Here is a 22,692-nt window from a genome sequence, read left to right as displayed (position 1 = left end):
GAAAGGACCAGACATGGGCGCCGTTCACGACGACCACCACCACGCTCCCGACGGCCACGGCCGGGCGCTGCGCCTCGGCGTGGGCGGCCCCGTGGGCAGCGGCAAGACGGCCCTGGTGGCCGCCCTGTGCCGCAGTCTGGGTCCGGCCCTGTCCCTTGGCGTGGTGACGAACGACATCTACACCACCGAGGACGCCGACTTCCTGCGCCGCGCGGGCGTGCTCGACGAGGAGCGCATCCTGGCCGTCGAGACCGGCTGCTGCCCCCACACCGCCATCCGCGACGACATCGCCGCCAACCTCGACGCCGTGGAGACCCTGGAGCACCGGTTCGGACCGCTCGATCTGGTCATCGTGGAGAGCGGCGGCGACAACCTGACCGCCACCTTCAGCCGGGGGCTGGCGGACCGGCAGATCTTCGTGCTGGACGTGTCGGGTGGCGACAAGGTGCCGCGTAAGGGCGGCCCGGGCGTCACCACGGCGGACCTGCTCGTGATCAACAAAACCGACCTGGCCCCGATGGTGGGGGCCGACCTGGGCGTGATGGCACGCGACGCGGCGGCCGTACGCGGTGCGCGGCCGGTGCTGTTCACCTCGATCAGGCAGGAGCCGGCCGTGACCACCGTCGCCGGGTGGGTCTCCGAACAGGTGCGGGCCTGGGCCCACTCCCACGCGGCTCCCGTCTCCTGATGCCCCGCCGCGCCATGCGGGCGAGCGCCGCCGTGTCGACCGCCCTGGCGGAGGACGGCCGCACCGTCGTACGCCGGCTGGCCTCGGCACCCCCGCTGACGCTGCGCCAGACGGGCCCGTGCACCGTGCACCTGGTCTCCACCGCGGCGGGCCCGCTCGGCGGCGACCGGCTGGCCCTCGACCTGTACGTAGCCCCGCGCACCACCCTGGAGCTGGGCTCGGTCGCCGCCACGCTGGTCCTGCCCGGCGACGGGGAGTCCGAGCTGCTGGTCACCGCCCGCGTGGGCGCGGGCGCCACACTGCGCTTCGCGCCGGAGCCGACGGTGCTCGCCGCCGGCTGCGCGCACCGCCTCCTGGTACGCCTCGACCTGGAGCCGGACGCCGACGTGCGCTGGCGGGAGGAGATCGTCTTCGGCCGCCACGGCGAGGCGCCCGGCCGCTGCCACGCGCGCTTCGACGCCACCCTCGACGGCCTGCCGCTGCTCCGGCAGGAGTTCACGGTCGGCGACCCCGGCCTCGACGCCTCCCCGGCCGTCTACGGCACGGCACGCTGCGTCGGCACCACGTTCATGACCGCCTCCGCCAAGGAGCCCGCCCTGGGCGACGGCGTCGCCGTGCTGCCGCTGGCGGGCTCGGGCACGCTGGTGTCCGCCCTGGCCTCCGACGCGGTGGAGTTGCGTACGCGTCTGGAGTGGGGCGAGCGCACGGCGGCTCCGCCACACCTTGGTGACGGCGCCGTCGCATACGGTGGTGGCTGAGGCGCGCCCGGCTTACAGTGATCGTGTGGCCGACGACCTCATGCCCACGCCCGCCCCGCCGACCGTCCGCCGTGGCTACGCGCTGGCCGTGGCCGTCGCCGGCATTCTCCTGGTGTTCTGCGCGGTCCTGCCCTGGGCCGGTCTGCAGGCGACGAGCAGCCTCATCGGTGGCGGCGTGGCCAGCGACGTGCGCGGCATCGACGACACGTTCGGCGTCTACACGCTGCTGGCCGGGCTGGTGACGCTCGGGTGCGGCCTGGCGGGCGCGTTGTCCCGGCCGAGGGTCGCGGCGCTGGCCGTCGTCCCCGGCGGGGTGGCCGTGCTGGTGCTGGTGCTGTTCCTGACCGAGGGGAGCGGGCTGCAGGACCGGCTCTCCATCGACCTCGGCGCGCTGCTGTCGATCGAGCCGGTGCTCAGGTTCGGCTGGTTCGGCGCACTGGCCAGCGCCCTGGCGATCGTCGTGCTCTCGATCCTGGCACTCGTCGGCCGCCACTGACGCGCGGCCCCGCGACGGCGGCCGGATCAGTCGTAGAAGCCCAGGCGGCGCAGTTGCTTGGGGTCGCGCTGCCAGTCCTTGGCGACGCTGATGCGCAGGTCGAGATAGACCCGCGTGCCCAGCAGCGCCTCGATCTGCTTGCGGGCCTTGGTGCCCACGTCGCGCAGCCGCTCTCCCTTGTGCCCGATGACGATGGCCTTCTGCGAGGGCCGCTCCACGAACATGTGCGCGTAGATGTCCAGCAGATCGTCGCGCCCCTCGCGGGGCAGCATCTCGTCGACGACCACGTGGATGGAGTGGGGCAGCTCATCGCGTACGCCCTCCAGCGCCGCCTCCCTGATCAGCTCTCCGACCAGCACCTGCTCGGGCTCGTCGGTGAGCCGCCCGTCCTCGTAGAGCGGCGGCGACTCCGGCAGGTGCTCGATCAGCACGTCGGCCAGCACGTCGAGCTGCTCGTCCCCCTGGGCCGACACGGGCACGATCGCGGCGAACTCCGCCATCTGCGACACCGCCAGCAACTGCTCGGCGATCTGCTCCTTGCTCGCCAGGTCGCACTTGGTGACCACCGCGATCACCGGCGTCTTCTTGACGGCCGCGAGCTTGTCGGCGATGAACCGGTCGCCCTTGCCGATCGGCTCGTTGGCCGGCACGCAGAAGCCGATCACGTCGACCTCGGTGAGCGTGGACAGCACCAGGCTGTCGAGGCGCTCACCGAGCAGGGTGCGCGGGCGGTGCAGGCCGGGGGTGTCGACGATGATGAGCTGGGCGTCGGGCCGGTGCACGATGCCCCTGATGACGCGCCTGGTGGTCTGCGGCTTGGACGACGTGATCGCCACTTTGGCGCCGACCAGGGCGTTCATCAGCGTGGACTTGCCGACGTTCGGCCTCCCCACGAAGCAGGCGAATCCGGCGCGATGGCTGTCTGGCGAAGTCACTAGTGCATTCTGTCCCATCATCGAGCGTGTTCACGCCACCACGCGAACGCCTTCGGCGCCACGACAGGGGTCCAGGGGGTGGTGGCGTAGGAGGGCAGTTGCTCCTCCGACACCCAGTGGACCTCGTTGATCTCCACCCCGTCGGGCTCCGGCTCGCCCGAGCCCGGGGCGAGCACGCACCCGTAGGCCGCGATGACGTAGGCGACCTCGTGGCCGTTCGGATAGACGGTGTGGAACTCGGGGCCGCCGAAGACGCCGATCAGGCCGCGTACGTCGATGTCGACGCCGATCTCCTCGCGCAGCTCCCTGACCACGCACTCCTCGGGCCGCTCGCCCGGGTCGACGCCGCCGCCGGGCGCCGCCCAGAGCTTCACGTCGTCGTGCCGGGCCAGCAGCAGCCGGCCGGCGTCGTCGAACACGAACCCGGTCACCGACGGCAGCATGATCAGATCGGAGCCGATCTTCTCCCGCAGCCTCGCCAGGAACGGCGGCATCGGCATGTCAGGCTCGCAGGGTGCCGTCGGGACCGGCGACGAGCAGCGCCTTGACGCCCAGCTCGGCCGCCACGGCCTCGTCGGCGGCGCTCGGCTCGCCCTCGGTCACCAGCGCGACCGCCTCCAGCGACCGGGCGCCGCCGGAGACCGCCATCGCCACCGCCGCCTGCACCGCCGACAGCGCCAGCGCGGACAGCGCCACGTCGGTCGCCGAGTAGGTGCGGCCGGTCTCGTCGCGCACGGCGGCCCCTTCGGCGGAGCCGTTGCGCGCCCTGGCCGCCCGGGCCAGCGTGATGATCTTGCTGTCTTCAGGATCGAGAGTCACGGGACCAGATTAGGCGCTGGCCATGGAAATCGCCGCGTCGACCACCTTGCGGGTGCGGGCCTCGTCCACGTCGTTCATGCCGGTGTGCACCACCGACACCAGCGTGTCGCCCACCCGTGACAGGACGACGTCCATCGCGTACGGGTAACCGTTCAGCCGCCCGCGCAGTCGCGCGCCCACGGCCTCGTCCCCCGCGTTGTTGACCCGCAGCCGCTGCAGCCGCAGGTCGGTGCCGCTGGAGGTGCGTACCGAGTGGCAGGAGCCCAGCGCCTTGGCCAGGTCGTCGAGGTGCCCCCGGGCCTCCTCGTTCGCGTATTTGGCCAGCCCCACCCCGGCCTGCTCCCCCAGCCCGTCGCCGTGGTAGCTCACGGCCGCCTGCGCGGTCAGCGCCTGGCCGGGCGCCCGTCCGCCCGCGGGCTCCAGCAGGGCCCGGCAGCTCCGGTCCGCCTGCCCGAACGGCATCCGCCACGCCTGATCCGGCCTGGCCGTGAAGCCGTCGGGCAGCCGCGGCTCCTTGTTGAGCGCCTCGTGCAGTTGCGCCATGGCGTTCGCGTCGAGGAAACTCTCGGCCCCCTCACCGCCGCATCCCGCCAGTACGCCGGCCAGCAGGGCACACGCGATGATCCCAGGTTTTCGCTTCATGATCCCCCCTGCTGGGAGGCTTCCCCCACCGACGAATGCGGCAATCCACCGGAGTTTCCACCAATACGCAAAAAGGGTGCCCCCACCCGGTTTTCCGGACGAGAACACCCTTTACGCCGACCAACGTCACGGCCGCCTCAGCAGACCGGGACGCCGTCGTCCCCCCAGGAACATCCTCCCGCCGCGAACCCCACCCGGCGTTCGGATGCCTCCCCTTGTGTGACACCCACCGCACTGGATGTCGTGATTAGAGAGTGCCGGAGCCGGCTTGCAGAAGACTTGTAGAACGCTTGCGGCATCCATCCGCATTTGTCCCCGGGCATCAATCGCGTTCGGCGGCGGCCGGTACGACCTCGTCCTCCGGCGGCGTGACCCGCCTGACCACCACCGTGCTGATCCGGTTGCGGCGGCCCGCCAGACTCTCCGCCGTGAGGCTGAGCCCGGCCACCTCCGCGTGCGACCCGGCGATCGGGACCCGGCCGAGCGCGTGGGCCAGCAGGCCGCCCACGGTCTCGACGTCGTCCACCTCGATCTCCGTGTCGAACAGCTCGGCCAGCTCGTCGACCGGCATCCGGGCCGTCACGCGGATGCCGCCGTCGGGCATGGGCTCCACGCGGGGCGCCTCCTGGTCGTATTCGTCGGTGATCTCGCCGACGATCTCTTCCAGGACGTCCTCGATCGTGACCAGGCCGGCCGTGCCGCCGTATTCGTCGATGACGATGGCGATGTGGATCTGCCTGGCCTGCATCTCACGCATGAGCTGGTCGATGGGCTTGCTCTCGGGCACGTAGGCGGCCGAGCGCATGATCGACTCGACCGGCTCCTTGCCCCCGCCCTCGCCGGACTCGTGGATCTTACGGGCGATGTCCTTGAGGTAGGCGATGCCGACGACGTCGTCCTCGTTCTCGCCCACGACCGGGATGCGGGAGAAGCCGCTGCGCAGCGCGAGCGACAGGGCCTGGCTGATGGTCTTGCCGCGCTCGATGTAGACCATGTCGGTGCGGGGCACCATGACCTCGCGCACCAGCGTGTCGCCCAGCTCGAAGACCGAGTGGATCATCTCGCGCTCGTCGGGCTCGATCACGCGTCGCTCCTCGGCCAGGTCGACCAGGTCGCGCAACTCGGCCTCGGAGGTGAACGGGCCGTCGCGGAAGCCCTTGCCGGGGGTGAGCGCGTTGCCGAGCAGGATGAGCAGCTTGGGCAGCGGGCCGAAGATGCGGGTCAGGCCGTAGACGATCGGGGCGCTGGCCAGCGCGATCGGCTCGGCGTGCTGGCGGCCCAGCGTGCGTGGCATGACCCCGACCACCACATAGCTGATCACGATCATGACGACCGCGGCCCAGAAATAGGCCCACCCCTGGTCGTGCATGAGGTCGATGAACAGCAGCGTCGCGATGACCGTCGCCACCAGCTCGCAGCTCAGCCGAAGCAGCAGGAGCAGGTTGAGGTAGCGCGGCGGGTCGGTCACGATGGCCTGCAGCCGACCGGCGCCCCGCCTTCCCTCACGCAGATACTCGTCGGCGCGCACCCTGGAGATGCGCGTCAGCGCCGTCTCCGCACTGGCGATCAGGCCACCGATGATGACGAGGGCGATGGCTGACAGCAACCAGGCGTTCACCGCGGGTTGCGCACCTCCTGCCACGACTCGAGGAGCCGGGACTGCAGTCCGAACATCTCCTTGTGCTCCTCCGGCTCGGCGTGGTCGTAGCCGAGCAGGTGGAGGATGCCGTGCGTGCACAGCAGCTCCAGCTCGTCGGCCGTGCTGTGGCCCGCCTCCTCCGCCTGCCTGGCGGCGACGTGGGGACAGAGCACGACGTCGCCGAGGAGCGCCGGGTCGGCGGGCCCCTCGGACTCGCCGCGGGCGCCGCCCCCGGGACGCAGCTCGTCCATCGGGAACGCCAGCACGTCGGTCGGGCCCGGCTCGCCCATCCACTTCTCGTGCAGCTCGGCCATGGCGTCCTCATCGACCACCACGATGGACAGCTCGGCGAGCGGGTTGATGCCCATCTCGGCGAGCACGTGGGCGGCCAGGGCGGACAGACTCTCCTCGTCCACCCCTACGCCGGACTCGTTGTTGATCTCAATGCTCACGGTCGCTCACCCGTCGCTTTCCCCGTTGCTGCTGGATGCGCTTGGGCTCCTGCAGCGCGTCGTAGCGCCCGTAGGCGTCGACGATGTCGCTGACCAGTTTGTGGCGCACCACGTCGGCGCTGGACAGGCGCGCGAAGTGGATGTCGGGGATGCCGTCGAGGATCTCCTGCACGACCCGCAGGCCGCTGACCGTGCCCGAGGGCAGGTCGACCTGCGTCACGTCGCCCGTCACCACGATCTTGGAGTTGAAGCCGAGCCGGGTGAGGAACATCTTCATCTGCTCGGCCGAGGAGTTTTGCGCCTCGTCGAGGATGATGAACGCGTCGTTGAGGGTCCGGCCTCGCATGTAGGCCAGCGGCGCGACCTCGATCGTGCCCGCGGCCATCAGCTTGGGGATCGAGTCGGGGTCGACCATGTCGTGCAGCGCGTCGTAGAGGGGCCGCAGGTAGGGGTCGATCTTCTCGTAGAGCGTGCCGGGCAGGAAGCCCAGCCGCTCTCCGGCCTCGACGGCCGGGCGGGTCAGGATGATCCGGTTGACCCGCTTCTCCTGCAACGCCCGCACGGCCTTGGCCATCGCGAGGTAGGTCTTGCCGGTGCCGGCCGGACCGATGCCGAACACGACCGTGTGCTGGTCGATCGCGTCGACGTAGCGCTTCTGGTTGACCGTCTTCGGCCGGATGGTCCGGCCACGGGAGGAGAGGATGTCGAGGGACAGCACTTCCGCGGGGCGGTCGGAGGTCATGCGGAGCATCGCGATGCTCCGCTCGACCGCGTCGGGGGTGAGCTCGCCGCCGCTGCGCAGCACCTCGACCAGCTCCTCGAAGAGCCGCACCACAGTGCCGCTCTCGTCAGGGCTGCCGGTGACGGTGATCTCGTTGCCTCGAACGTGGATGTCCGCCCGGAACGCGCCCTCGATGACGCGCAGCAGCTCGTCGCGGGAGCCCAGGAGGCTGACCATCGGATATTCGTCCGGTATCAGCACCTTCGCTTGAGTGCGCGAGGGAGGTGCTGTGCGTCGGGATTCGTGTAGTTCGGACATGGGCAGGCCAGTGGCCTGATGCCTCCCGGTCTCTTTCGGTGTTCTTCTGTGCCCATCGTATCCGGGAGCAGGCCGATTGCTCGCGCCAATATCACGGCGTCCGGCCACCGGCGCATCACCGCGCGGGCACGGCTATCCGGGCGGCCACGTCAGATCGCGTCCCCCGAGCACGTGGGCGTGCACGTGGAAGACGGTCTGGCCGGCGCCAGCGCCGGTGTTGAAGACGACGCGATAGCCGCCTTCGGCCACCTGCTCCTGCACGGCCACGGCGTGCGCGGCCTTGAGGACCTCGTCGGCCAGCCCGTCGTCGGCCTGGGCGAGCGCGTTGGCGTCGGCGTGGTGCTCCTTGGGAATGACCAGCACGTGCGTGGGGGCCTGCGGGTTGATGTCGCGGAACGCCAGCGCTCTGCCGGACTCATAAACGATCTCGGCGGGAACCTGCCCGGCGACGATTTTGCAGAAGAGGCAATCGCTCACCCGGTCACCTTACCGAGAGGGTGCTGTTAGCAAGTCCGTTGCGAATCGGTAATCACCTGTGTCGTGCGCAGGAAGATCCACCCGGTTAGGGTGTGTGTGCGACACTTCAGCAAAAAAAGAGACGATTCAGGGTCGGGCGAGCGCCACCCGCGAGGACACGACTGGGTAATGCACTCTAAGGAACCGGGGAAACCTCAAGAACCGGAAGAGCGTAAACCCTCTGGGAAGGCCGCGCGTCCCACTGATGTGACCACCGAAACCCTCCTGGCCGACAGGTCGATGGGGGCGGTGCCGGTCGGGTGGGATGCCGACATGGCCGTGACCGCGCTCTATAGTGCGCACTTTCGGTCATTGGTGCGTCTCGCGGTGTTGCTGGTGCGTGACATCGCAACGGCCGAAGAGGTCGTGCAGGACGCGTTCGTCGCCATCCATGGCGCCTGGCGCAGACTGCGCGATCCCGACAAAGCACTCGCCTACCTGCGTCAATCCGTCGTCAACCGGTCCCGGTCCGTGCTGCGTCACCGCGCGGTCGTCGAGAAGTATGCTCCCAAGGGCCTGCCCGACGCCCCGAGCGCCGAGAACGGCGCGATCGGCGAGCTAGAGCGCTCCGCCGTCATCGAGGCGTTACGTGCCCTGCCGACCAGACAGAGAGAGGCACTGGTTCTACGCTACTACGGTGATCTGTCCGAAGCTGAGATCGCCCACGCCATGGGCATCAGCAAGGGGGCGGTCAAAAGCCACACCGCACGTGGCATGGCCGCCTTGCGATCGGTCCTGGAGAAAATGTCATGACCCAGCCCCCCGACGAGTACGGCGACCTCCTGCGCCGTGCGCTCCGCGCGGAGGCGGACGCGGTCGTGCCCTCGCCGGAAGGGCTGGAGATCATCCGCGCGCGCATCGACCGGCGCGGCGTTCGTAACCTGTTCTGGTGGCGCGCGGGCGCGGCCGTCGCCAGCGCCGTCCTGGTCGCGGGAACGATCGTGATGGCCGTTCCCGAGTTGCGCACGAAGATCATAGACCAGCCCGTGCAGATCGTGGACGACGAGCGCACGGAGTTCCCGTCCAACTCCTCCACGACCCGCTCCCAGCGGCCGCCCACGGAGGAGTCGCAGCGACCGCCCGAACAGCCCCAGGTGGGCGTCATCCCCGACACGCCCAGGCCGTCGCCGAAGCCGACGAAGAAGGCCGAGTCGACCAGCAGGCCCTCACCGTCCCCGAGCCCCAGCCCCACCCCGTGCCCCTCGGCACTCGACGACCAGACCGAGCCGCCGCCGAACTGCCCGACGGCATCGTCCACGCCGACGCCCACCGAGGAGGAGACGGCGGTACAACCCACGCCGTGCCCGCCCGAGGAGTGCCCGCCGCCCGACGAGGTGACGGAGGCCCCGACCACCGACCTGGCCAGCCCGCTGATGGAATCCCAGACGACGCCCTGAAAGGCCGTTGGCGGCCCGGGGACGAGAGCTAGACGACGCCCTGGAGGGCCGTTACCAGCGCCCGGTACGGCTGAGCAGCACGGCCGCTGCCGCGACCCCCGCCGTGGACGTGCGCAGGACCGTCGGCCCCAGCAGCACGGGCACGGCCTTGGCCGCCCTGAACCCGGCCAGTTCCTCCTCCGACACACCGCCCTCGGGCCCCACGACCACGACGATGTCGCCGCCCGCCGGCAGTGCCACCCCGGACAACGGCTCGGCCGCCTCCTCGTGCAGCACCAGCCCCAGCACGGCGTCGGACAGCAGCCGCCCGACCTGCGCGGTCGTGGCCAGATCCGCCACCTCGGGCAGATGGAACCGGCGGGCCTGCTTGCCCGCCTCGCGGGCCGTGGCACGCCACCGGCCCAGCGCCTTGGCGACCTTGTCGCCCTTCCACTGCGTGATGCTGCGCGCGGCCGCCCAGGGCACGATCACGTCGACGCCGGCCTCGGTCATCATCTCGACCGCCAGCTCGCCCCTGTCGCCCTTGGGCAGCCCCTGCACGACGACCAGCCGCGGTCTGGGCGCCTCGACGTCGTAGCGGCGCAGCACGTCGAGCCTGAGCGCGTCTTTCAGCGCCTCGCGCACGACGCATTCGGCCACCGCGCCGGCGCCGTCGGTCAGGTCGACCCGTTCGCCGGCCCGCAGGCGGCGCACGGAGGCCGCGTGCCGCCCCTCGGGGCCGCCGAGCGTCAGTTCGGGACCATCGAGCTCGTGAGCCAGGAAAACCGGTACGGTCACGTCACCGGCCGTTGAAGGCGTCACGCAGGCGGGAGAAAAAACCCTGCTGACCCGGCGCGAACTTGCCAGGCGGGCGCTCCTCACCCCGCTGCCTGGACAGCTCGCGGAGCAGGTCTTCCTGGGCCGTGTCGAGACGGGTCGGGGTCTCGACGTTGACGTGGATCAGCAGGTCGCCCCTGCCGGACTCGTTGAGCCGCTGCACGCCGCGGCCGTACATGGTGATGACCTGGCCGGACTGGGTGCCGGGGCGGACATCGACCTCTTCGGAGCCGTCAAGCGTCTCCACCGCCAGCACGGTGCCGAGCGCGGCGGCCGTCATCGGGATCTGCACGGTGCAGTGGAGGTCGTCGCCGCGCCGTTCGAAGATCTCGTGTGGCCGCTCGACGATCTCGAGGAACAGGTCTCCGGGAGCGCCACCGCCGGGGCCCACCTCGCCCTCGCCGGCGAGCTGGATGTGGGTGCCGTCCTCGACGCCCGCGGGGATGCGGACCTTGATCGTGCGCCGGGTGCGCACCCGGCCGTCGCCGGAGCACTCCTGGCAGGGGTGGCGGATGATGCTGCCGAAGCCGCCGCACTGCGGGCACGGTCGCGAGGTCATGACCTGGCCCAGGAACGAGCGGGTGACCTGGGAGATCTCGCCGCGCCCGTTGCACATGTCGCAGGTGTCGGGGTGGGTGCCCGGCGCGGAGCCCGCCCCATGGCACACCTCGCAGAGCACGGCCGTGTCGACGACCAGCTCGCGGGTGGTGCCGAACGCGGTCTCGCGCAGGTCGAGCTCCACCCGGATGGTGGCGTTGCGGCCCCTGCGGGCGCGCGAGCGCGGGCCCCTGGCCCCCGCCGCCGTGCCGAAGAAGGCGTCCATGATGTCGCTGAACGGGAAGCCCGCGCCGAAGCCTCCGGCGCCCGCGGCCGCTCCCGCGCCGCCGAAGGGGTCGCCACCCAGGTCGTACATCTGGCGCTTGTTCGGGTCGGACAGCACCTCGTAAGCCTGCGTGATCTCCTTGAACCGCTCCTGCGTCTCAGGATCGGGGTTCACGTCGGGGTGCAGCTCACGGGCGAGACGGCGGTATGCCTTCTTTATCTCGTCCTGACTCGCGTCACGGCGCACCCCGAGGGTGGCGTAGTAGTCGCTGTTTGCCACTTATCGACCTCTTATGATGCAGCCAGGATCTGGCTGACGTAGCGTGCCACCGCGCGCACGGCGCCCATCGTCACGGGATAGTCCATCCTGGTCGGCCCCAGCACACCGAGCCGGGCCAGTTGGTTGTCGCCAGAACCGTATCCGGTCGCGACGACGGATGTGCCTCTCAGGTAGGGGTTTTCCGAACCGATGCGCACGGTGAGCGCGGACGGCGTGTCTGTGGAAGTCTCGCCGAGCAGCCGCATGAGCACGACCTGCTCCTCCAGGGCCTCGAGCACGTCGCGCAGGCCGACGGAGAAGTCGGCGCCGGCGAGGTTGGCCGCCCCGGCGAAGACGATCTTCTCGTCGTGCCGCTCGACCAGCGTCTCGAGCAGCACCGACAGGATGGTCGCCACCACGGGCCGGTCTTCGAGAGGCAGGCGTTCGGGCAGGTCGGCGACCAGCTCGGGCACGGTGCTCAGGCCGCAGCCGTCGAGGCAGGCGTTGAGCACGGCGCGCATGTGGGCGATGCGGGTGTCCTCCACCGCTTCGGGCAGCTCGATCACGCGCTGCTCGACGCGGCCGGTGTTGGTGATGAGCACGAGCATGACCCGCCGATCGCTGAGCGGGACCAGCTCGACGTGCCTGACCGTCGAACGCGTCAGCGTCGGGTATTGCACCACCGCCACCTGCCGGGTGAGCTGCGCGAGCAGCCGGACCGTGCGGGTCACGACGTCGTCGAGGTCGACCGCGCCGACGAGGAACGTCTCGATCGCCCTGCGCTCGGCCGCCGACAGGGGCTTGACCTGTGACAGCCGGTCGACGAACAGGCGGTAGCCCTTGTCCGTCGGCACGCGGCCCGCGCTGGTGTGCGGCTGGGTGATATAGCCCTCCTCCTCCAGCGCGGCCATGTCGTTCCTGACCGTCGCCGGCGAGACCTTCAGGTTGTGGCGCTCGGCAAGCGCCTTTGAGCCCACCGGTTCGTTGGTGGACACGTAGTCTTCGACAATGGCGCGGAGCACCGCCAGCTTCCGATCGTCGAGCACGTGCTCACCTCCTGCCTCTGCCTCTCTCGGGAACGTGCTGTCTAGCACTCTGTGTTCCCGAGTGCCAAGTGTACGGCTCTCGCCCACAAGGTGCGATAACACCGCGTCCCATCCTGCTTCTAGCTTCTTGGAAGCGACAGGCCTCACACTTGCGCACATGACCGACGATTCCCAGCGCCCGTCGTACGGCCCGCCGCCCGGGCAGGGTCCTTACCACGGTCAGCCCCAACCTCCTCAGTACGGTCCGCAACCAGGATCCCAGCCCGGATACGGTCCGCAACCAGGATCCCAGCCCGGATACGGCGGGCAACCCCCGTACGGGCCGCCGTCAGGGCCGCCCTACGGGCAGCCAGCGCCGCCGTACGGGCAGCCCACCCAGGTCGGCCCGCTACCTCAGTACGGACAATACGGCCAACAGCCCCAGTTTCCCGTACGAATCGACTCGAAAGCCATCAAGCCTCGTCTCTGGTGGCTGGTGGTCTTCTGGGGCGTGGCCGTGGCGTGCGTGGTGGCCGGGGTCGTCGTGTTCGCCGGGGGCGTGGTGGGCGGTGTGGCCGACGCGGCGCCGACCCGGACGTTCGCGTCGGGCGAAAGCGTCACCGTGCCGATCGACCCGGCGAGCAAGGCCGCCGTGTTCATCGCCAGTGACACCCTGGTCACCTACCAGTGCTCGATCACGGGCGGCGCCGGCCAGGCCAGGCTCGCCAAGACCGCGGGCACCCAGACGGTCACGGCGGGCGGGACCGTCTGGGAGCAGTTCCTCGTGATCAACGCCCCGGCCAAGGGCGACTACCAGCTCACCTGCGCCAACCAGGAGCAGGCCACCGTGCGCTACGGCGTCGGCCGCGACGTGCTGTCCTCCCTGGGCGGCATCGCCGGCGGCCTGGTGCCGATGGTCCTGATCTCCGGCGCCGGGCTTCTCATCGGGATCGCGGGCACGATCGTCGTCCTGGTACGCCGCAGCGGCGCGCGCAAGCGCCTTGCGGTCAGCGGGTGATTTGCTACGGTCCCCGTGTGTACGAGGGCGATGTGCTGGCGGGAAATTGGCGGCGGCCGGGCAAGGGCAAGATCCCCAAAGTGCCCGCCGAACCGGACCTTGTCGTCGAGGACGCCGACAGCGGCTTCTGCGGCGCGGTGGTGGCCTGTGACAAGGAGGCCGTCACGCTCGAAGACCGGTTCGGCAGGCGGCGCCTGTTCCCGCTCGCGCCCGCCGCGTTCCTGCTCGACGGCAAACCCGTGACCCTGGTACGCCCCGCCGCCGCCCCGGCGGCCCCCAGGCGCAGCGCCTCGGGCTCGATCACCGTCGAGGGGCTGCGGGCGCGGGTGGCCAGGGAGAGCCGGATCTACGTGGAAGGCGTGCACGACGCCGCCCTCGTGGAGAAGATCTGGGGCCACGACCTGCGGGTCGAGGGGGTCGTGGTCGAATATCTGGAGGGCGTGGACGACCTGCCGGCCATCGTGGCGGAGTTCGGCCCCGAGCCGGGGCGCCGCCTGGGCGTGCTGGTCGACCACCTGGTGCCCGGCTCCAAGGAGAGCCGGATCGCCGCCGAGATCACCTCCCCTCATGTGCTGGTGGTGGGGCATCCCTATGTCGACATCTGGCAGGCGGTCAAGCCGTCCGTGCTGCGCATCCCGGCCTGGCCGGAGGTGCCGCGCGGGGTGCCGTGGAAGGAAGGCGTGATCGCCGCACTGGGCTGGCGGATGGAGCCCGCGCAGGCGTGGCGGCGAATCCTCGGCGCCGTCTCGACGTACACGGACCTGGAGCCGGAGTTGCTCGGCCGGGTCGAGGAACTGATCGACTTCGTTACGGAGGCACCATGAGCCAGGACCCGCCCCAGCCACTGCCCGACGACGACGCCACTCGCCGCGTCACCCCGGACGACCTCCCACCGGACCTGAGGCCCGGCTACGGCCGACAACCCGGTTCGGCACCCGGCTACGGCCAGCAACCCAGCTCCTCCCCCGGCTACGGCCAACAGCCCGGCTCCTCCCCCGGCTACGGCCAGCAGCCCGGCTCGGCCCCTGGCTACGGCCAGCAGCCCAGCCCAGCCCCTGGCTACGGCCAGCAGCCCGGCTCGGCTCCCGGTTACGGCCAGCAGCCCGGGTCCTATCCCGGGCCGGGCCAGCAGGCCCCCTACGGGCAGCAGCCCGGCTCCGCGCCGGGCTACGGAGCGCAGCCACCGAGCTACGGCCAGCAGCCCCCCGGCTATGGGCAGCAGCCTCCCAGTTACGGCCAGCCGCCGCCCGGCTACGGCCAGCAGCCGCCCGGCTACGGCCAGCAGCCGCCCGGTTATGGTCAGCAGCCCGGCTACGGTCCCGGCTACGCCGCCGCGCAGCAGCCGTACGTCCCCGGCAGGTACGGCCCCCGCCCCGGCAGCGACGACACCACCATGGCCATGCTCTCCCACCTGCTTGGCCTGCTGGTCTCCTGGATCGGCCCGCTGATCATCTACATGATGAAGAAGGACGAGTCCCCCTACGTCAGGGACCAGGCGGCGGAGGCGCTCAACTTCCAGATCACGATGTTCATCGGCTACATCGTCGCGGGCGTCCTGACGCTCATCTTCATCGGGTTCCTGCTGTTCCCGGTCGTCTGGATCCTGTCCCTGGTCTTCCACATCCAGGCCGCCATGGCCACCAACAAGGGTGCGAACTACCGCTACCCGTTCGCCATCCGCATGATCACCTAGACCAGCAGGTCCCTGACGAGGGCGTCGGCCAGCAGGCGCCCCTGAAGGGTCAGCACCATCAGGCCCGACCTGAAGGCCTCGGGCTCCAGCAGCCCACGGGACAGGGCGCTCGCCACGGCCGTACGCGCGGCGGGCGCCACCTCGGCCAGCGGATAGCCGGACGACAGCCGCAACTCCAGCATGAGCCGCTCGGCGTCGCGGTCGTCCTGGCCGAGCACCTCGCGCGCGTGGGCGGGCGAGACGCCGGCGGACAGACGCTGGGCGTAGGCCGCCGGATGCTTGACGTTCCACCAGCGGGTGCCGCCGACGTGGCTGTGCGCGCCGGGGCCGGCCGCCCACCAGTCGCCGCCGGTCCAGTAGAGCAGGTTGTGCCGGCAGCGGGCCTCGTCGGTCGTGGCCCAGTTGGACACCTCGTACCAGCGGAAACCGGCCTCGGCCAGCATCTCGTCGGCGATCAGGTAGCGGTCGGCGGCCACGTCGTCGTCGGGCATCGGCAGCTCGCCGCGCCTGATCCTGGCCGCCAGCCTGGTGCCCTCCTCGACGATCAGCGAGTATGCCGACACGTGGTCGGGCCCGGCCTCGATCGCCGCGGACAGCGAGGCCCGCCAGTCGTCGTCGGACTCGCCCGGCGTGCTGTAGATCAGGTCGAGGTTGACGTGCTCGAACCCGGCCCGCCGGGCCTCCCGCACGGCCACCGCCGCCCGGCCGGGGGTGTGCCTGCGGTCGAGCACCTGGAGCACGTGCTCACGGGCGCTCTGCATGCCGAAGCTGATCCGGTTGAACCCGCCGTGACGCAGTTTCTCCAGGTAGGAGGGGTCGACCGACTCGGGGTTGGCCTCCGTGGTGACCTCGGCCCCCGGCCGCAGGCCGAACTCGGAGTCGATCGCGGCCAGGATCCTGGCCAGGTCTTCCGGTGGCAGCAGGGTGGGCGTGCCGCCGCCGAAGAACACCGTCTCCACCGGCAGGTCGCTCTGGCCCAGGACGCGGCGGGCCAGGCGCACCTCCTCGACCACGGTGTCCGCGTAGTCGCGGTGCGAGGCGCCCGGGCCGAGCTCGGCGGCGGTGTAGGTGTTGAAGTCGCAGTAGCCGCAGCGGGTCACGCAGAACGGCACATGCACGTAGAAGCCGAACGGACGCTCGCCGAGGCCCCTCAGGGCGCTGTCGGGCAGCTCGCCGGAGGTGGGTACGGGATCGCCGTCGGGCAGGGTGGCTGGCACACGTACCAGTCTGCCTGGCCACCAAGGGTGCTCCAATCCGCCTGCAAGCCGCGCCGGGTCCACTGACGCCGGACCGGCAAGGGGGACGCACATGGCAGGCATCGGAATCGTGGGTGCGGGGATCTCCGGACTGACCCTGGCCCTGCGGCTGCAGCGACTCGGCGTGCGGAGCACGCTCTACTGCGAGGACGACGCCGAGGGGATGCGCGCGGCGCGGTTGCCCAACACGGTGGCCAGGATGGGCCACACGCAGGCGAGAGAGCGGGAGTTGGGCAGCGAGCACTACCGGGATCCCGGCTGTCTCATGCGCACGGCCGGGCTCTCGATCAAGGGCGATCCGCCGATCGAGTTCACGGCCCACGTCTCGGAGCCGTTCCACGCGGTCGACTTCCGGCTGCTGCTGCCCGCGCTCATGGACGACTACGCGGCGCGGGGCGGCGAGATCCACGTCGCGGGCACGGCTCCGGACGCGGCGCAGGTGGACCGCTGGTCGCGCGGGCACGAGCTGATGGTGGTGGCCGCGGGGCGGCGTTCGGTGGCCGAACTGTTCCCGCGCGATCCGGGCCGTTCACCGTTCGACCGGCCGCAGCGGGTGCTGACGGCCGGGCTGTATCACGGTCTCGACCTGGGCCCGGTGTTCTCGTACAACATCTCGGGCGGCGCGGGCGAGATCTTCCGCGTGCCCATGATGACGCGGGCGGGCGTGGTCTCCGCCGTCCTCGTCGAGGCGGTCCCCGGTGGGCCGCTGGAGCCGCTCAGCCGGACGCCGTGGAAGGAGGTCCCGGACACGCTGCTCGCGCTGCTCCGCGAGCACGCGCCGCGGCTGGCCGAGCGGGTGGACCCGGCGGCGTTCGAGCTGCTGGGTCCCCGCGACCTGCTGCAGGGCGCGGTCACGCCGACCGTGCGCGAGCCCGTGGCCGAGCTGCCGAGCGGGCGGATCGCGCTGGCCGTGGGCGACGCCTGGATCACCAACGACCCGATCACCGGCCAGGGCGCGAATCTGGGCTCGGCCTGCGCCTGGGTCGCCGCCGACGCGATCGCGGCGGGCGGCCCGTACGACGCCGCGTTCGGCCGCGCCACGGCCGAACGCATGTGGGAGGCGGCGGCGCCGGTCACCGACTGGACGAACTCCTTCCTGCGGCCGCCGCCCGAGCACGTCATCAGGCTGCTGGTGACCGCCGTGACCAGGCAGGACGTCGCCGACCTGGTGTTGTCGCTGTTCTCGGACCCGCCGTTCGCGTGGGCGCTGCTGTCGGACCCGGACGAGGTCGCGCGGATCGTTGACGGTGGCGGGCCGCGGCTCTACGATCGCGTCAACTTATAGGAAAGTTTCCTATATAAGTGCGCGTCCCGGGAGCCGCTCGTGAAGAAGAAGATCCTGATCGCACTGTCGCTCTTACTCGGGCTGTCGGCGGTCTCCGTGCCCGCCAACGCCCAGACCGGCGCCCACACCGGCTTCAAACGGGTCGCGTACTTCATCCAGTGGGGCGTCTACGGACGGAACTACCACGTCAGGGACGTGGACGTCTCGGGCGCCGCGGCCAAGCTCACGCACCTCAACTACGCGTTCGGGTTCGTGAACGCCGAAGGCGCCTGCTACTCCTCCGACCCGTGGGCGGACTGGCAGCGGCCCGTGCCCGCGGAGCAGAGCGTGGACGGGGTGGCCGACGCGCCGGGGCAGGCGCTCAACGGCAATCTCAACCAGCTCCGCAAGCTCAAGGCCAAGCACCGCGGCCTCAAGACGATGATCTCGCTGGGCGGCTGGACCGGCTCGAAGTACTTCTCCGACGCCGTGCTCACCCCCGAGTCCCGGGCCGCGCTCGCGAGCTCGTGCATCGACCTGTGGCTGCGCGGCAACCTGCCGGGCCTCGAGCCGGGTGCCGGGGCCGGCGTGTTCGACGGCATCGACCTGGACTGGGAGTGGCCCGGCTCGTCCGGTGCCGAGGGCAACATCATCAGGCCCGAGGACAAGCGGAACTTCACGCTGTTCGTCGAGGAGCTGCGGGCGCAGCTCAAGGCGTTCGCGGCGGGGGCCCAGCTCACCGCCTTCCTCCCGGCCGCCGCGGCCAAGATCGACGCCGGGTTCGAGGTGCGCCGCGTGTTCCGGCAGCTCGACTTCGCCACCGTCCAGGGCTATGACCTGCACGGTACGTGGGAGCCGCAGACCGGCCACAACGGGAACCTGTTCACGGACCGGCGGGACCCGAACCCGGTGAAGTACAGCGTGGACCAGACCGTGCGGGACTACCTGTCGCGCGGGGCGCCCGCCCGCAAGATCGTGGTCGGCGTGCCCGCGTACGGCCAGGGCTGGACCGGGGTGACGGGCGGCGGCGACGGCCTCTACAAGCCCGCCACCGGCCCCGCCCCCGGCAAGTGGGCGCCGGGCTCGGAGGACTACAAGGACCTGGTCGCCAAGCCCGGCAAGCGTTACCGCGACGTGCGCACGGGGGCCATGTGGCTCTACGACGGGAACGAGTTCTGGTCCTATGACGACCCGGCGGCGCTGCTGCAGAAGGCGGCGTACATCCGGCTCAAGGGGCTCGGCGGGTCGATGATGTGGTCGATCGACCAGGACGACGCGCGCGCCTCACTCACCTCCGCGCTCTACTCGATCCTGCGCTGACCCCGGCTCAGACCCGACGACCGTGGCCGGGCGCTTCCCGGCGTCACCTCAGGAGGCGCCCGGCCAGCTCGTCCCACTCGGCGCCATGCCCGGGCACCTCCAGAATGCGCCGGAGCGCGTCTCTGTCGCCGTGCCGGGCCCGGAACCAGTCGAGCACCGTCACACCGGCGCCGGCCCGGGAGACGACCTCCACCGCGTCGCCCGCCCCCAGCTCACCGAGCTCGACCACCCTCAGGTAGACCCCGGGCCGCGCCGCCCGCGTGAACCGCTTGAGCCACCCCTGCTCGCCCATCCAGCCCCGGAACACCGCGCACGGAATGCGGGGCCCGCTGACCTCGAGCAACGCGCTGCCGACCCGCCACCGGTCGCCCACGACGGCGTCGTTGACGTCGAACCCGGAGGTGGTCAGGTTTTCCCCGAACTGCCCGTCACGCAGGCTCCGGCCCAGCTCGGCCTCCCACCAGTCGTAATCCTCCCTGGCGTAGACGTAGACGGCGTGATCGAGCGCGCCGTGGTGCTTCCTGTCCGCCCGCTCGTCTCCGGCCACGCCGTTGACCAGCACCGCGACCCGGGATGCGACCGCCCGCTTGTCGATCGCCGTACGGCCCGCGCTCCCCGCCCACTCAGCCTCGACGGATCTGCCAACGTTCACCGAGATGATGCGCATGGCGCGACCGTAATCGAGCCCCCTTCCGGTCGGCATCTCATTTCCCGCTCACCCCCCAGGGCCGTTGAGCTGCGACTCCTCGTCGAACCCGGCGAGCTGTAACAGGGTCTCCAGGGCCGCCTGCCGGGTCTCCTCCACCGAGCCCCGCTCCCCGAAGCACTCGGCCGCCACGTCGAGCAGCGCCGTCACCACGGCCGCGTCAGGGTAGGGCACGTCGACCAGGACCGTGCCGTCGCTCCCCTCCTCCCCCACGTCCAGATGCCGGCGCAGCAGCCGCCGAGTCTCCTCAGCCACAGCGACCCCCAGCACAGCGGCACGCTCGAATCGCTCAGAAGCAATCACGTCACCCTCCAGTCGCACACGTGTTCGGGTATGGAAGAAGGTAGACGGCGCCACCGACAGAATCCCCGTCGTACAAGGGGATCCGGCCGCGCCGGCCCGTGCGGTGGATACGCTCGAACGGTGTCCGACTCGATCATCAGCATCCGTGACCTCACGGTCGAACTCGGCGGCAACCCCGTACTGCGGGACATGACGCTGACGGTGTCCCAGGGCGAGATCGTGGCGGTGGTGGGCCCCAACGGGACCGGCAAATCCACCCTGCTGCGCTGCCTGGCCGGGCTCCAGCCCGGCGGCTCCGGCGAGATCCGGGTCTTCGGCGAGCCGCCGTCCGACGACGCCGGATTCTGGAGCCGCGTCGCTCTGCTCACCGACGAACCCGCCTGGTATCCGGGGCTCACCGCACGTGAGCACCTCGAACTGATGGCGGCCGTGCACGCCCCGCCCCGGATAGAGCCCCGGATGGAGCCGCGGATGGAGCCGCGATTGGAACCGCGGTTGGAACCGCGGTTGGAACCGCGGATGGAGGTGGACGCGGCGCTGGAGACGTTCTCCCTGGTGGAGCGGGCCGACGCGGCGCCACTTAACCTGTCCACCGGCCAGCGCCAGCGCCTGGCCCTGGCCGCCGCGCTGCTCAGGCCGAGCGCGCTGCTCCTGCTCGACGAGCCCGAACGCGGCCTCGACGCCGGCTTCCGCGAACGCCTGACCGGCCTGCTGGTCGCCTACACGAACGAGGGCGGCACGGTCGTCATGGCCACCCACGACCCGGGCCTGGCCGCCCGCGCCCGCCAGGTCTCGCCGTCGGGGGTGGCCGCGTGACCGGCGTGCGAACGGTGCGGGCCTATCTGCGCTCGCACGGTCGCGCCCCCTCCAGCCTGCTCGACCGCTACGTGGCCGTGTTCGCGCTGCTGCTGCTCACCGCCGTGGTCGGGCATCCCCTCACCTCGATGCTCGCGGGGCTGGCGGAGCAGGCGCGACCCGCGCACATGGGAGCGGGGGTGGCGCTGCTGGCCCTGGCCCTGGCGGGCTTCCTGGGGGCCGCCCGCGCGGCGGGCCCCGTGCTGCTGCCCGCGCCCGACGCCTTCTGGCTCCTGCTCTCCCCGCTGGACCGGCGGGGGCTGCTCGGCCGTACGGGGCGGGTGCTGCTCCTGGTCGCCGGGGCGGCGGGCGTGCTGCTGGGGATCGGGCTGCTGGCGGTGCTGGGCGCGCCCGACCAGCTCGTGTGGCGGGTGCTCGGCGCGCTGGTCCTGGGCGTGTCGGCGACCGTGGGCGGGATGGCGCTGGCCGTGCTCGGGCAGTCCGCGCCGTCGTGGCAGTTCTGGCTCACGGCCGCGATGACGGTGCTGCTGGTGCTGGCGGTGGTGGCCGTGAGCGGGCGGCTCCGTACGGTGCTCGCGACCGCCGCGGCCGCTCCCCTGCCCGCCGTCGCCGCCGCCGCGGCGGGCGTCGCGTTGGCCTCCGGCCTCCTCGTACGGCGGGCATGGGCCTCGCTCGACCGGATCCCGGCCCGTACCCTGCTGTCCGCCTCGACCCGGGCCGGTCACGTGGCCACGGCGGCCGTGTCGCTCGACCCCGGCGCGCTCACCTGGATCGCCGAGGACAACCACTGGCGGGCCAGGAGACTCACCTCCCGGCGGTGGCCGTCGTCGCTGCCCGCGCCTGTCGCGCTGGCCTGGCACGACTGGCGGCGCCTGACCCGCAGGCCCGGCCGCCTGGTGGCCGTCACCGCGACGGCGGCGCTTCCTTCGGTGCTGGCCCAGGCGGGCGGCTCTCCGGCGCTCGCCGGGATGACGGTGCTGGCGGGCGGGATGGCGGTGGCGGCCATGCACACCTCCGGCGCGCGCCGCGACAGCGACAACCCGGCCCTCGCCAGGCTGATCGGCATCGGCCTGCGCCCGGCCCTGGCCGCCCGCGCCCTGCTGCCCGCCCTCATGAGCGGCGTCTGGACGACAGCGGCCCTGGCGGCCCTCTCAGGGGCGGGCGGCGAGGCGTGGTGGATGTTCGGGCCGCTGGTCGCGCCCGCGCTGGCGGCCGGGGCGTTGCGGATGGCCCGGCGCAGCCCCGTCGACCATTCGCTGCCGGTCATCGACACGCCCGGCGGCGCGATCCCCACCGGGCCGCTGCTCTGGGCGGCCCGGGGCGTGGACCTGGCGCTGCTCGGTTGCCTGCCGGCCGCCGTGGCGCTGACCGCCCCGCCGGCCGCGCCTGCCTCCTACCTGGTGGCGCAGGGCGTGTGGGGGGTGGCGGTGCTGGCGGCGTACGTGCTGCGGGCCCGCGCCGCCTGATCAGGCCACGTACACGTCGCTGGGCACCCCTCCGTACGGGATGGTGCGGTCCCGGTGCATGCCCACCCGCTCCGCGACCTTGCGCGAGGGCTCGTTGACGTCACGGATCACGGCCACGACCGTCCCCAGCCCCTTGCCGACCCGCAGGGCGGCCTCCGCGAGCTCCACCGCGTAGCCGTGCCCCCAGGCCGACGGCCGGAAGCGGTAGTACAGGTTCAGCACTTCGTGCCCGTCGAGCATCGCCCGCCTCAGCCCGCCGAACCCCAGCACGGCGGGCTCCCCGGTCAGGCGCGCCGCCCAGTAGCCGATCCCGCGCTCGTCCCAGTCGGCCAGCCACAGATCCAGCATGGCGCGGCTCGACTCCAGGTCGGTGACCGGGCCGCTGGGGTTGTACACGCTGGTCCGCGGGTCGGAGTGGATCTCGTGGACGGAGTCCAGGTCCTCGGCGACGACCCGAGATAGCACCATTCGTGCCGTCTGTACCACTTCCATGCTTTCAGGGTAGTCGCTAGGATCGATAGGCAATTGGTAGCGATCGATGGGCGAT

27 protein-coding genes are annotated in these 22,692 nt (G+C 71.4%); 12 read left to right on the top strand and 15 right to left on the bottom strand.

Translation table 11 applies throughout. From position 1 onward, the window contains the following. Positions 1-13 precede the first annotated feature (13 nt). The 3 genes from ureG to AB0I15_RS21010 are packed head-to-tail and all read left to right on the top strand — an operon-like array spanning position 14 to position 1,942. A complete protein-coding gene (gene ureG, locus AB0I15_RS21020) occupies positions 14-688 on the top strand; it encodes an urease accessory protein UreG (protein ID WP_358097756.1) in 675 nt (224 codons plus the stop codon). Further along, positions 688-1,446, top strand: coding sequence for an urease accessory protein UreD (locus AB0I15_RS21015; protein WP_358097753.1), 759 nt, complete (start codon positions 688-690; stop codon positions 1,444-1,446). Before ureG ends, AB0I15_RS21015 begins: the two co-directional genes overlap by 1 nt. A gap of 25 nt (positions 1,447-1,471) precedes the next feature. Further along, a complete protein-coding gene (locus AB0I15_RS21010; protein WP_358097750.1) occupies positions 1,472-1,942 on the top strand; it encodes a hypothetical protein in 471 nt (156 codons plus the stop codon). Between the two features lie 26 nt (positions 1,943-1,968). Here AB0I15_RS21010 and era read toward each other — a convergent pair whose 3' ends face one another. The 8 genes from era to AB0I15_RS20970 form a co-directional block, all read right to left on the bottom strand. Then, positions 1,969-2,898 carry a GTPase Era gene (gene era / locus AB0I15_RS21005; protein WP_358097747.1) on the bottom strand — a complete coding sequence of 310 codons (930 nt, stop codon included), beginning with the start codon at positions 2,896-2,898 and terminating at the stop codon, positions 1,969-1,971. Beyond that, positions 2,895-3,377: an NUDIX domain-containing protein gene (locus AB0I15_RS21000; protein ID WP_358097745.1), complete on the bottom strand. Its 483-nt coding sequence runs from the start codon at positions 3,375-3,377 to the stop codon at positions 2,895-2,897. The genes era and AB0I15_RS21000 overlap by 4 nt, the downstream gene beginning before the upstream one ends. A 1-nt stretch (position 3,378) precedes the next feature. Continuing rightward, complete coding sequence (locus AB0I15_RS20995; protein WP_358097742.1) at positions 3,379-3,696, bottom strand: cytidine deaminase; 318 nt, start codon at positions 3,694-3,696, stop codon at positions 3,379-3,381. Between the two features lie 9 nt (positions 3,697-3,705). Then, on the bottom strand, positions 3,706-4,338 hold the full coding sequence (locus AB0I15_RS20990) for a hypothetical protein (RefSeq protein ID WP_358097740.1): 633 nt from the start codon (positions 4,336-4,338) through the stop codon (positions 3,706-3,708). Between the two features lie 322 nt (positions 4,339-4,660). Continuing rightward, positions 4,661-5,956 (bottom strand): hemolysin family protein, encoded by a 1,296-nt coding sequence (locus AB0I15_RS20985; protein ID WP_358097737.1) that lies wholly within the window; start codon positions 5,954-5,956, stop codon positions 4,661-4,663. Continuing rightward, positions 5,953-6,429 (bottom strand): rRNA maturation RNase YbeY, encoded by a 477-nt coding sequence (gene ybeY, locus AB0I15_RS20980; protein WP_358097734.1) that lies wholly within the window; start codon positions 6,427-6,429, stop codon positions 5,953-5,955. Before ybeY ends, AB0I15_RS20985 begins: the two co-directional genes overlap by 4 nt. Next, the gene (locus AB0I15_RS20975) at positions 6,419-7,468 is read right to left on the bottom strand and encodes a PhoH family protein (protein ID WP_358097732.1); all 1,050 of its coding nucleotides are present in this window, start codon (positions 7,466-7,468) and stop codon (positions 6,419-6,421) included. Before AB0I15_RS20975 ends, ybeY begins: the two co-directional genes overlap by 11 nt. A gap of 132 nt (positions 7,469-7,600) precedes the next feature. Beyond that, positions 7,601-7,945 carry a histidine triad nucleotide-binding protein gene (locus AB0I15_RS20970; RefSeq protein ID WP_358097729.1) on the bottom strand — a complete coding sequence of 115 codons (345 nt, stop codon included), beginning with the start codon at positions 7,943-7,945 and terminating at the stop codon, positions 7,601-7,603. 279 nt (positions 7,946-8,224) lie between these two features. Between AB0I15_RS20970 and AB0I15_RS20965 the strand changes: the two genes are divergently transcribed. Continuing rightward, positions 8,225-8,737 (top strand): SigE family RNA polymerase sigma factor, encoded by a 513-nt coding sequence (locus AB0I15_RS20965; RefSeq protein WP_080047132.1) that lies wholly within the window; start codon positions 8,225-8,227, stop codon positions 8,735-8,737. Then, positions 8,734-9,381 (top strand): hypothetical protein, encoded by a 648-nt coding sequence (locus AB0I15_RS20960; RefSeq protein ID WP_358097726.1) that lies wholly within the window; start codon positions 8,734-8,736, stop codon positions 9,379-9,381. The genes AB0I15_RS20965 and AB0I15_RS20960 overlap by 4 nt, the downstream gene beginning before the upstream one ends. Positions 9,382-9,432: 51 nt before the next feature. Here AB0I15_RS20960 and AB0I15_RS20955 read toward each other — a convergent pair whose 3' ends face one another. The 3 genes from AB0I15_RS20955 to hrcA are packed head-to-tail and all read right to left on the bottom strand — an operon-like array spanning position 9,433 to position 12,324. After that, the gene (locus AB0I15_RS20955; protein ID WP_358097723.1) at positions 9,433-10,158 is read right to left on the bottom strand and encodes a 16S rRNA (uracil(1498)-N(3))-methyltransferase; all 726 of its coding nucleotides are present in this window, start codon (positions 10,156-10,158) and stop codon (positions 9,433-9,435) included. Between the two features lies 1 nt (position 10,159). Next, positions 10,160-11,299, bottom strand: a complete 1,140-nt coding sequence (dnaJ, locus tag AB0I15_RS20950; protein ID WP_358097720.1) for a molecular chaperone DnaJ — start codon at positions 11,297-11,299, stop codon at positions 10,160-10,162. 11 nt (positions 11,300-11,310) lie between these two features. After that, positions 11,311-12,324, bottom strand: coding sequence for a heat-inducible transcriptional repressor HrcA (gene hrcA / locus AB0I15_RS20945; protein WP_358097718.1), 1,014 nt, complete (start codon positions 12,322-12,324; stop codon positions 11,311-11,313). A gap of 475 nt (positions 12,325-12,799) precedes the next feature. Here hrcA and AB0I15_RS20940 point away from each other — a divergent pair, with 475 nt between their 5' ends. The 3 genes from AB0I15_RS20940 to AB0I15_RS20930 are packed head-to-tail and all read left to right on the top strand — an operon-like array spanning position 12,800 to position 15,014. After that, positions 12,800-13,321 (top strand): hypothetical protein, encoded by a 522-nt coding sequence (locus AB0I15_RS20940; RefSeq protein WP_358097715.1) that lies wholly within the window; start codon positions 12,800-12,802, stop codon positions 13,319-13,321. A 17-nt stretch (positions 13,322-13,338) separates the two neighbouring features. After that, positions 13,339-14,145, top strand: coding sequence for a DUF3097 domain-containing protein (locus AB0I15_RS20935; RefSeq protein WP_358097712.1), 807 nt, complete (start codon positions 13,339-13,341; stop codon positions 14,143-14,145). Continuing rightward, a complete protein-coding gene (locus tag AB0I15_RS20930; protein ID WP_358097709.1) occupies positions 14,142-15,014 on the top strand; it encodes a DUF4870 domain-containing protein in 873 nt (290 codons plus the stop codon). The genes AB0I15_RS20935 and AB0I15_RS20930 overlap by 4 nt, the downstream gene beginning before the upstream one ends. Here the strand turns inward: AB0I15_RS20930 and hemW are convergent. Next, positions 15,011-16,231, bottom strand: a complete 1,221-nt coding sequence (hemW, locus tag AB0I15_RS20925) for a radical SAM family heme chaperone HemW (RefSeq protein WP_358097706.1) — start codon at positions 16,229-16,231, stop codon at positions 15,011-15,013. The genes AB0I15_RS20930 and hemW overlap by 4 nt on opposite strands. A gap of 91 nt (positions 16,232-16,322) precedes the next feature. On the opposite strand from hemW, the gene AB0I15_RS20920 reads away from it, so the two are divergent. Together AB0I15_RS20920 and AB0I15_RS20915 are read left to right on the top strand one after the other, a co-directional pair. Next, the gene (locus AB0I15_RS20920; RefSeq protein ID WP_358097703.1) at positions 16,323-17,555 is read left to right on the top strand and encodes a styrene monooxygenase/indole monooxygenase family protein; all 1,233 of its coding nucleotides are present in this window, start codon (positions 16,323-16,325) and stop codon (positions 17,553-17,555) included. A 39-nt stretch (positions 17,556-17,594) separates the two neighbouring features. Continuing rightward, on the top strand, positions 17,595-18,854 hold the full coding sequence (locus AB0I15_RS20915; protein WP_358097701.1) for a glycoside hydrolase family 18 protein: 1,260 nt from the start codon (positions 17,595-17,597) through the stop codon (positions 18,852-18,854). A 43-nt stretch (positions 18,855-18,897) separates the two neighbouring features. Here AB0I15_RS20915 and AB0I15_RS20910 read toward each other — a convergent pair whose 3' ends face one another. Then, positions 18,898-19,521, bottom strand: a complete 624-nt coding sequence (locus AB0I15_RS20910; protein WP_358097699.1) for an MOSC domain-containing protein — start codon at positions 19,519-19,521, stop codon at positions 18,898-18,900. Between the two features lie 48 nt (positions 19,522-19,569). Further along, the gene (locus AB0I15_RS20905; protein ID WP_358097696.1) at positions 19,570-19,815 is read right to left on the bottom strand and encodes a hypothetical protein; all 246 of its coding nucleotides are present in this window, start codon (positions 19,813-19,815) and stop codon (positions 19,570-19,572) included. 168 nt (positions 19,816-19,983) lie between these two features. Here AB0I15_RS20905 and AB0I15_RS20900 point away from each other — a divergent pair, with 168 nt between their 5' ends. Both AB0I15_RS20900 and AB0I15_RS20895 read left to right on the top strand, forming a co-directional pair. Further along, positions 19,984-20,679 (top strand): ABC transporter ATP-binding protein, encoded by a 696-nt coding sequence (locus tag AB0I15_RS20900; protein ID WP_358097693.1) that lies wholly within the window; start codon positions 19,984-19,986, stop codon positions 20,677-20,679. Continuing rightward, the gene (locus AB0I15_RS20895; protein WP_358097690.1) at positions 20,676-22,145 is read left to right on the top strand and encodes a DUF6297 family protein; all 1,470 of its coding nucleotides are present in this window, start codon (positions 20,676-20,678) and stop codon (positions 22,143-22,145) included. Before AB0I15_RS20900 ends, AB0I15_RS20895 begins: the two co-directional genes overlap by 4 nt. Here AB0I15_RS20895 and AB0I15_RS20890 read toward each other — a convergent pair whose 3' ends face one another. Beyond that, entirely contained in the window at positions 22,146-22,637 is a 492-nt protein-coding gene (locus AB0I15_RS20890; protein ID WP_358097687.1) for a GNAT family N-acetyltransferase, read from the bottom strand. Between the last annotated feature and the right edge of the window lie 55 nt (positions 22,638-22,692).

Origin of the sequence: Nonomuraea sp. NPDC050643 (assembly GCF_040654715.1) — a bacterium.
GTDB lineage: Bacteria > Actinomycetota > Actinomycetes > Streptosporangiales > Streptosporangiaceae > Nonomuraea.
The sequence above is the reverse complement of the archived record's forward strand: the minus strand, read 5'-3'. Positions and strand labels throughout refer to the sequence as shown.

Coding starts and splice junctions, on each gene's coding strand:
- ureG (WP_358097756.1), top strand. CDS start 14: ATGGGCGCCGTTCACGACGACCACCACCACGCTCCCGACGGCCACGGC.
- AB0I15_RS21015 (WP_358097753.1), top strand. CDS start 688: ATGCCCCGCCGCGCCATGCGGGCGAGCGCCGCCGTGTCGACCGCCCTG.
- era (WP_358097747.1), bottom strand. CDS start 2,898: ATGATGGGACAGAATGCACTAGTGACTTCGCCAGACAGCCATCGCGCC.
- AB0I15_RS21000 (WP_358097745.1), bottom strand. CDS start 3,377: ATGCCGATGCCGCCGTTCCTGGCGAGGCTGCGGGAGAAGATCGGCTCC.
- AB0I15_RS20990 (WP_358097740.1), bottom strand. CDS start 4,338: ATGAAGCGAAAACCTGGGATCATCGCGTGTGCCCTGCTGGCCGGCGTA.
- AB0I15_RS20975 (WP_358097732.1), bottom strand. CDS start 7,468: ATGTCCGAACTACACGAATCCCGACGCACAGCACCTCCCTCGCGCACT.
- AB0I15_RS20965 (WP_080047132.1), top strand. CDS start 8,225: ATGGGGGCGGTGCCGGTCGGGTGGGATGCCGACATGGCCGTGACCGCG.
- AB0I15_RS20960 (WP_358097726.1), top strand. CDS start 8,734: ATGACCCAGCCCCCCGACGAGTACGGCGACCTCCTGCGCCGTGCGCTC.
- AB0I15_RS20930 (WP_358097709.1), top strand. CDS start 14,142: ATGAGCCAGGACCCGCCCCAGCCACTGCCCGACGACGACGCCACTCGC.
- AB0I15_RS20920 (WP_358097703.1), top strand. CDS start 16,323: ATGGCAGGCATCGGAATCGTGGGTGCGGGGATCTCCGGACTGACCCTG.
- AB0I15_RS20910 (WP_358097699.1), bottom strand. CDS start 19,521: ATGCGCATCATCTCGGTGAACGTTGGCAGATCCGTCGAGGCTGAGTGG.
- AB0I15_RS20890 (WP_358097687.1), bottom strand. CDS start 22,637: ATGGAAGTGGTACAGACGGCACGAATGGTGCTATCTCGGGTCGTCGCC.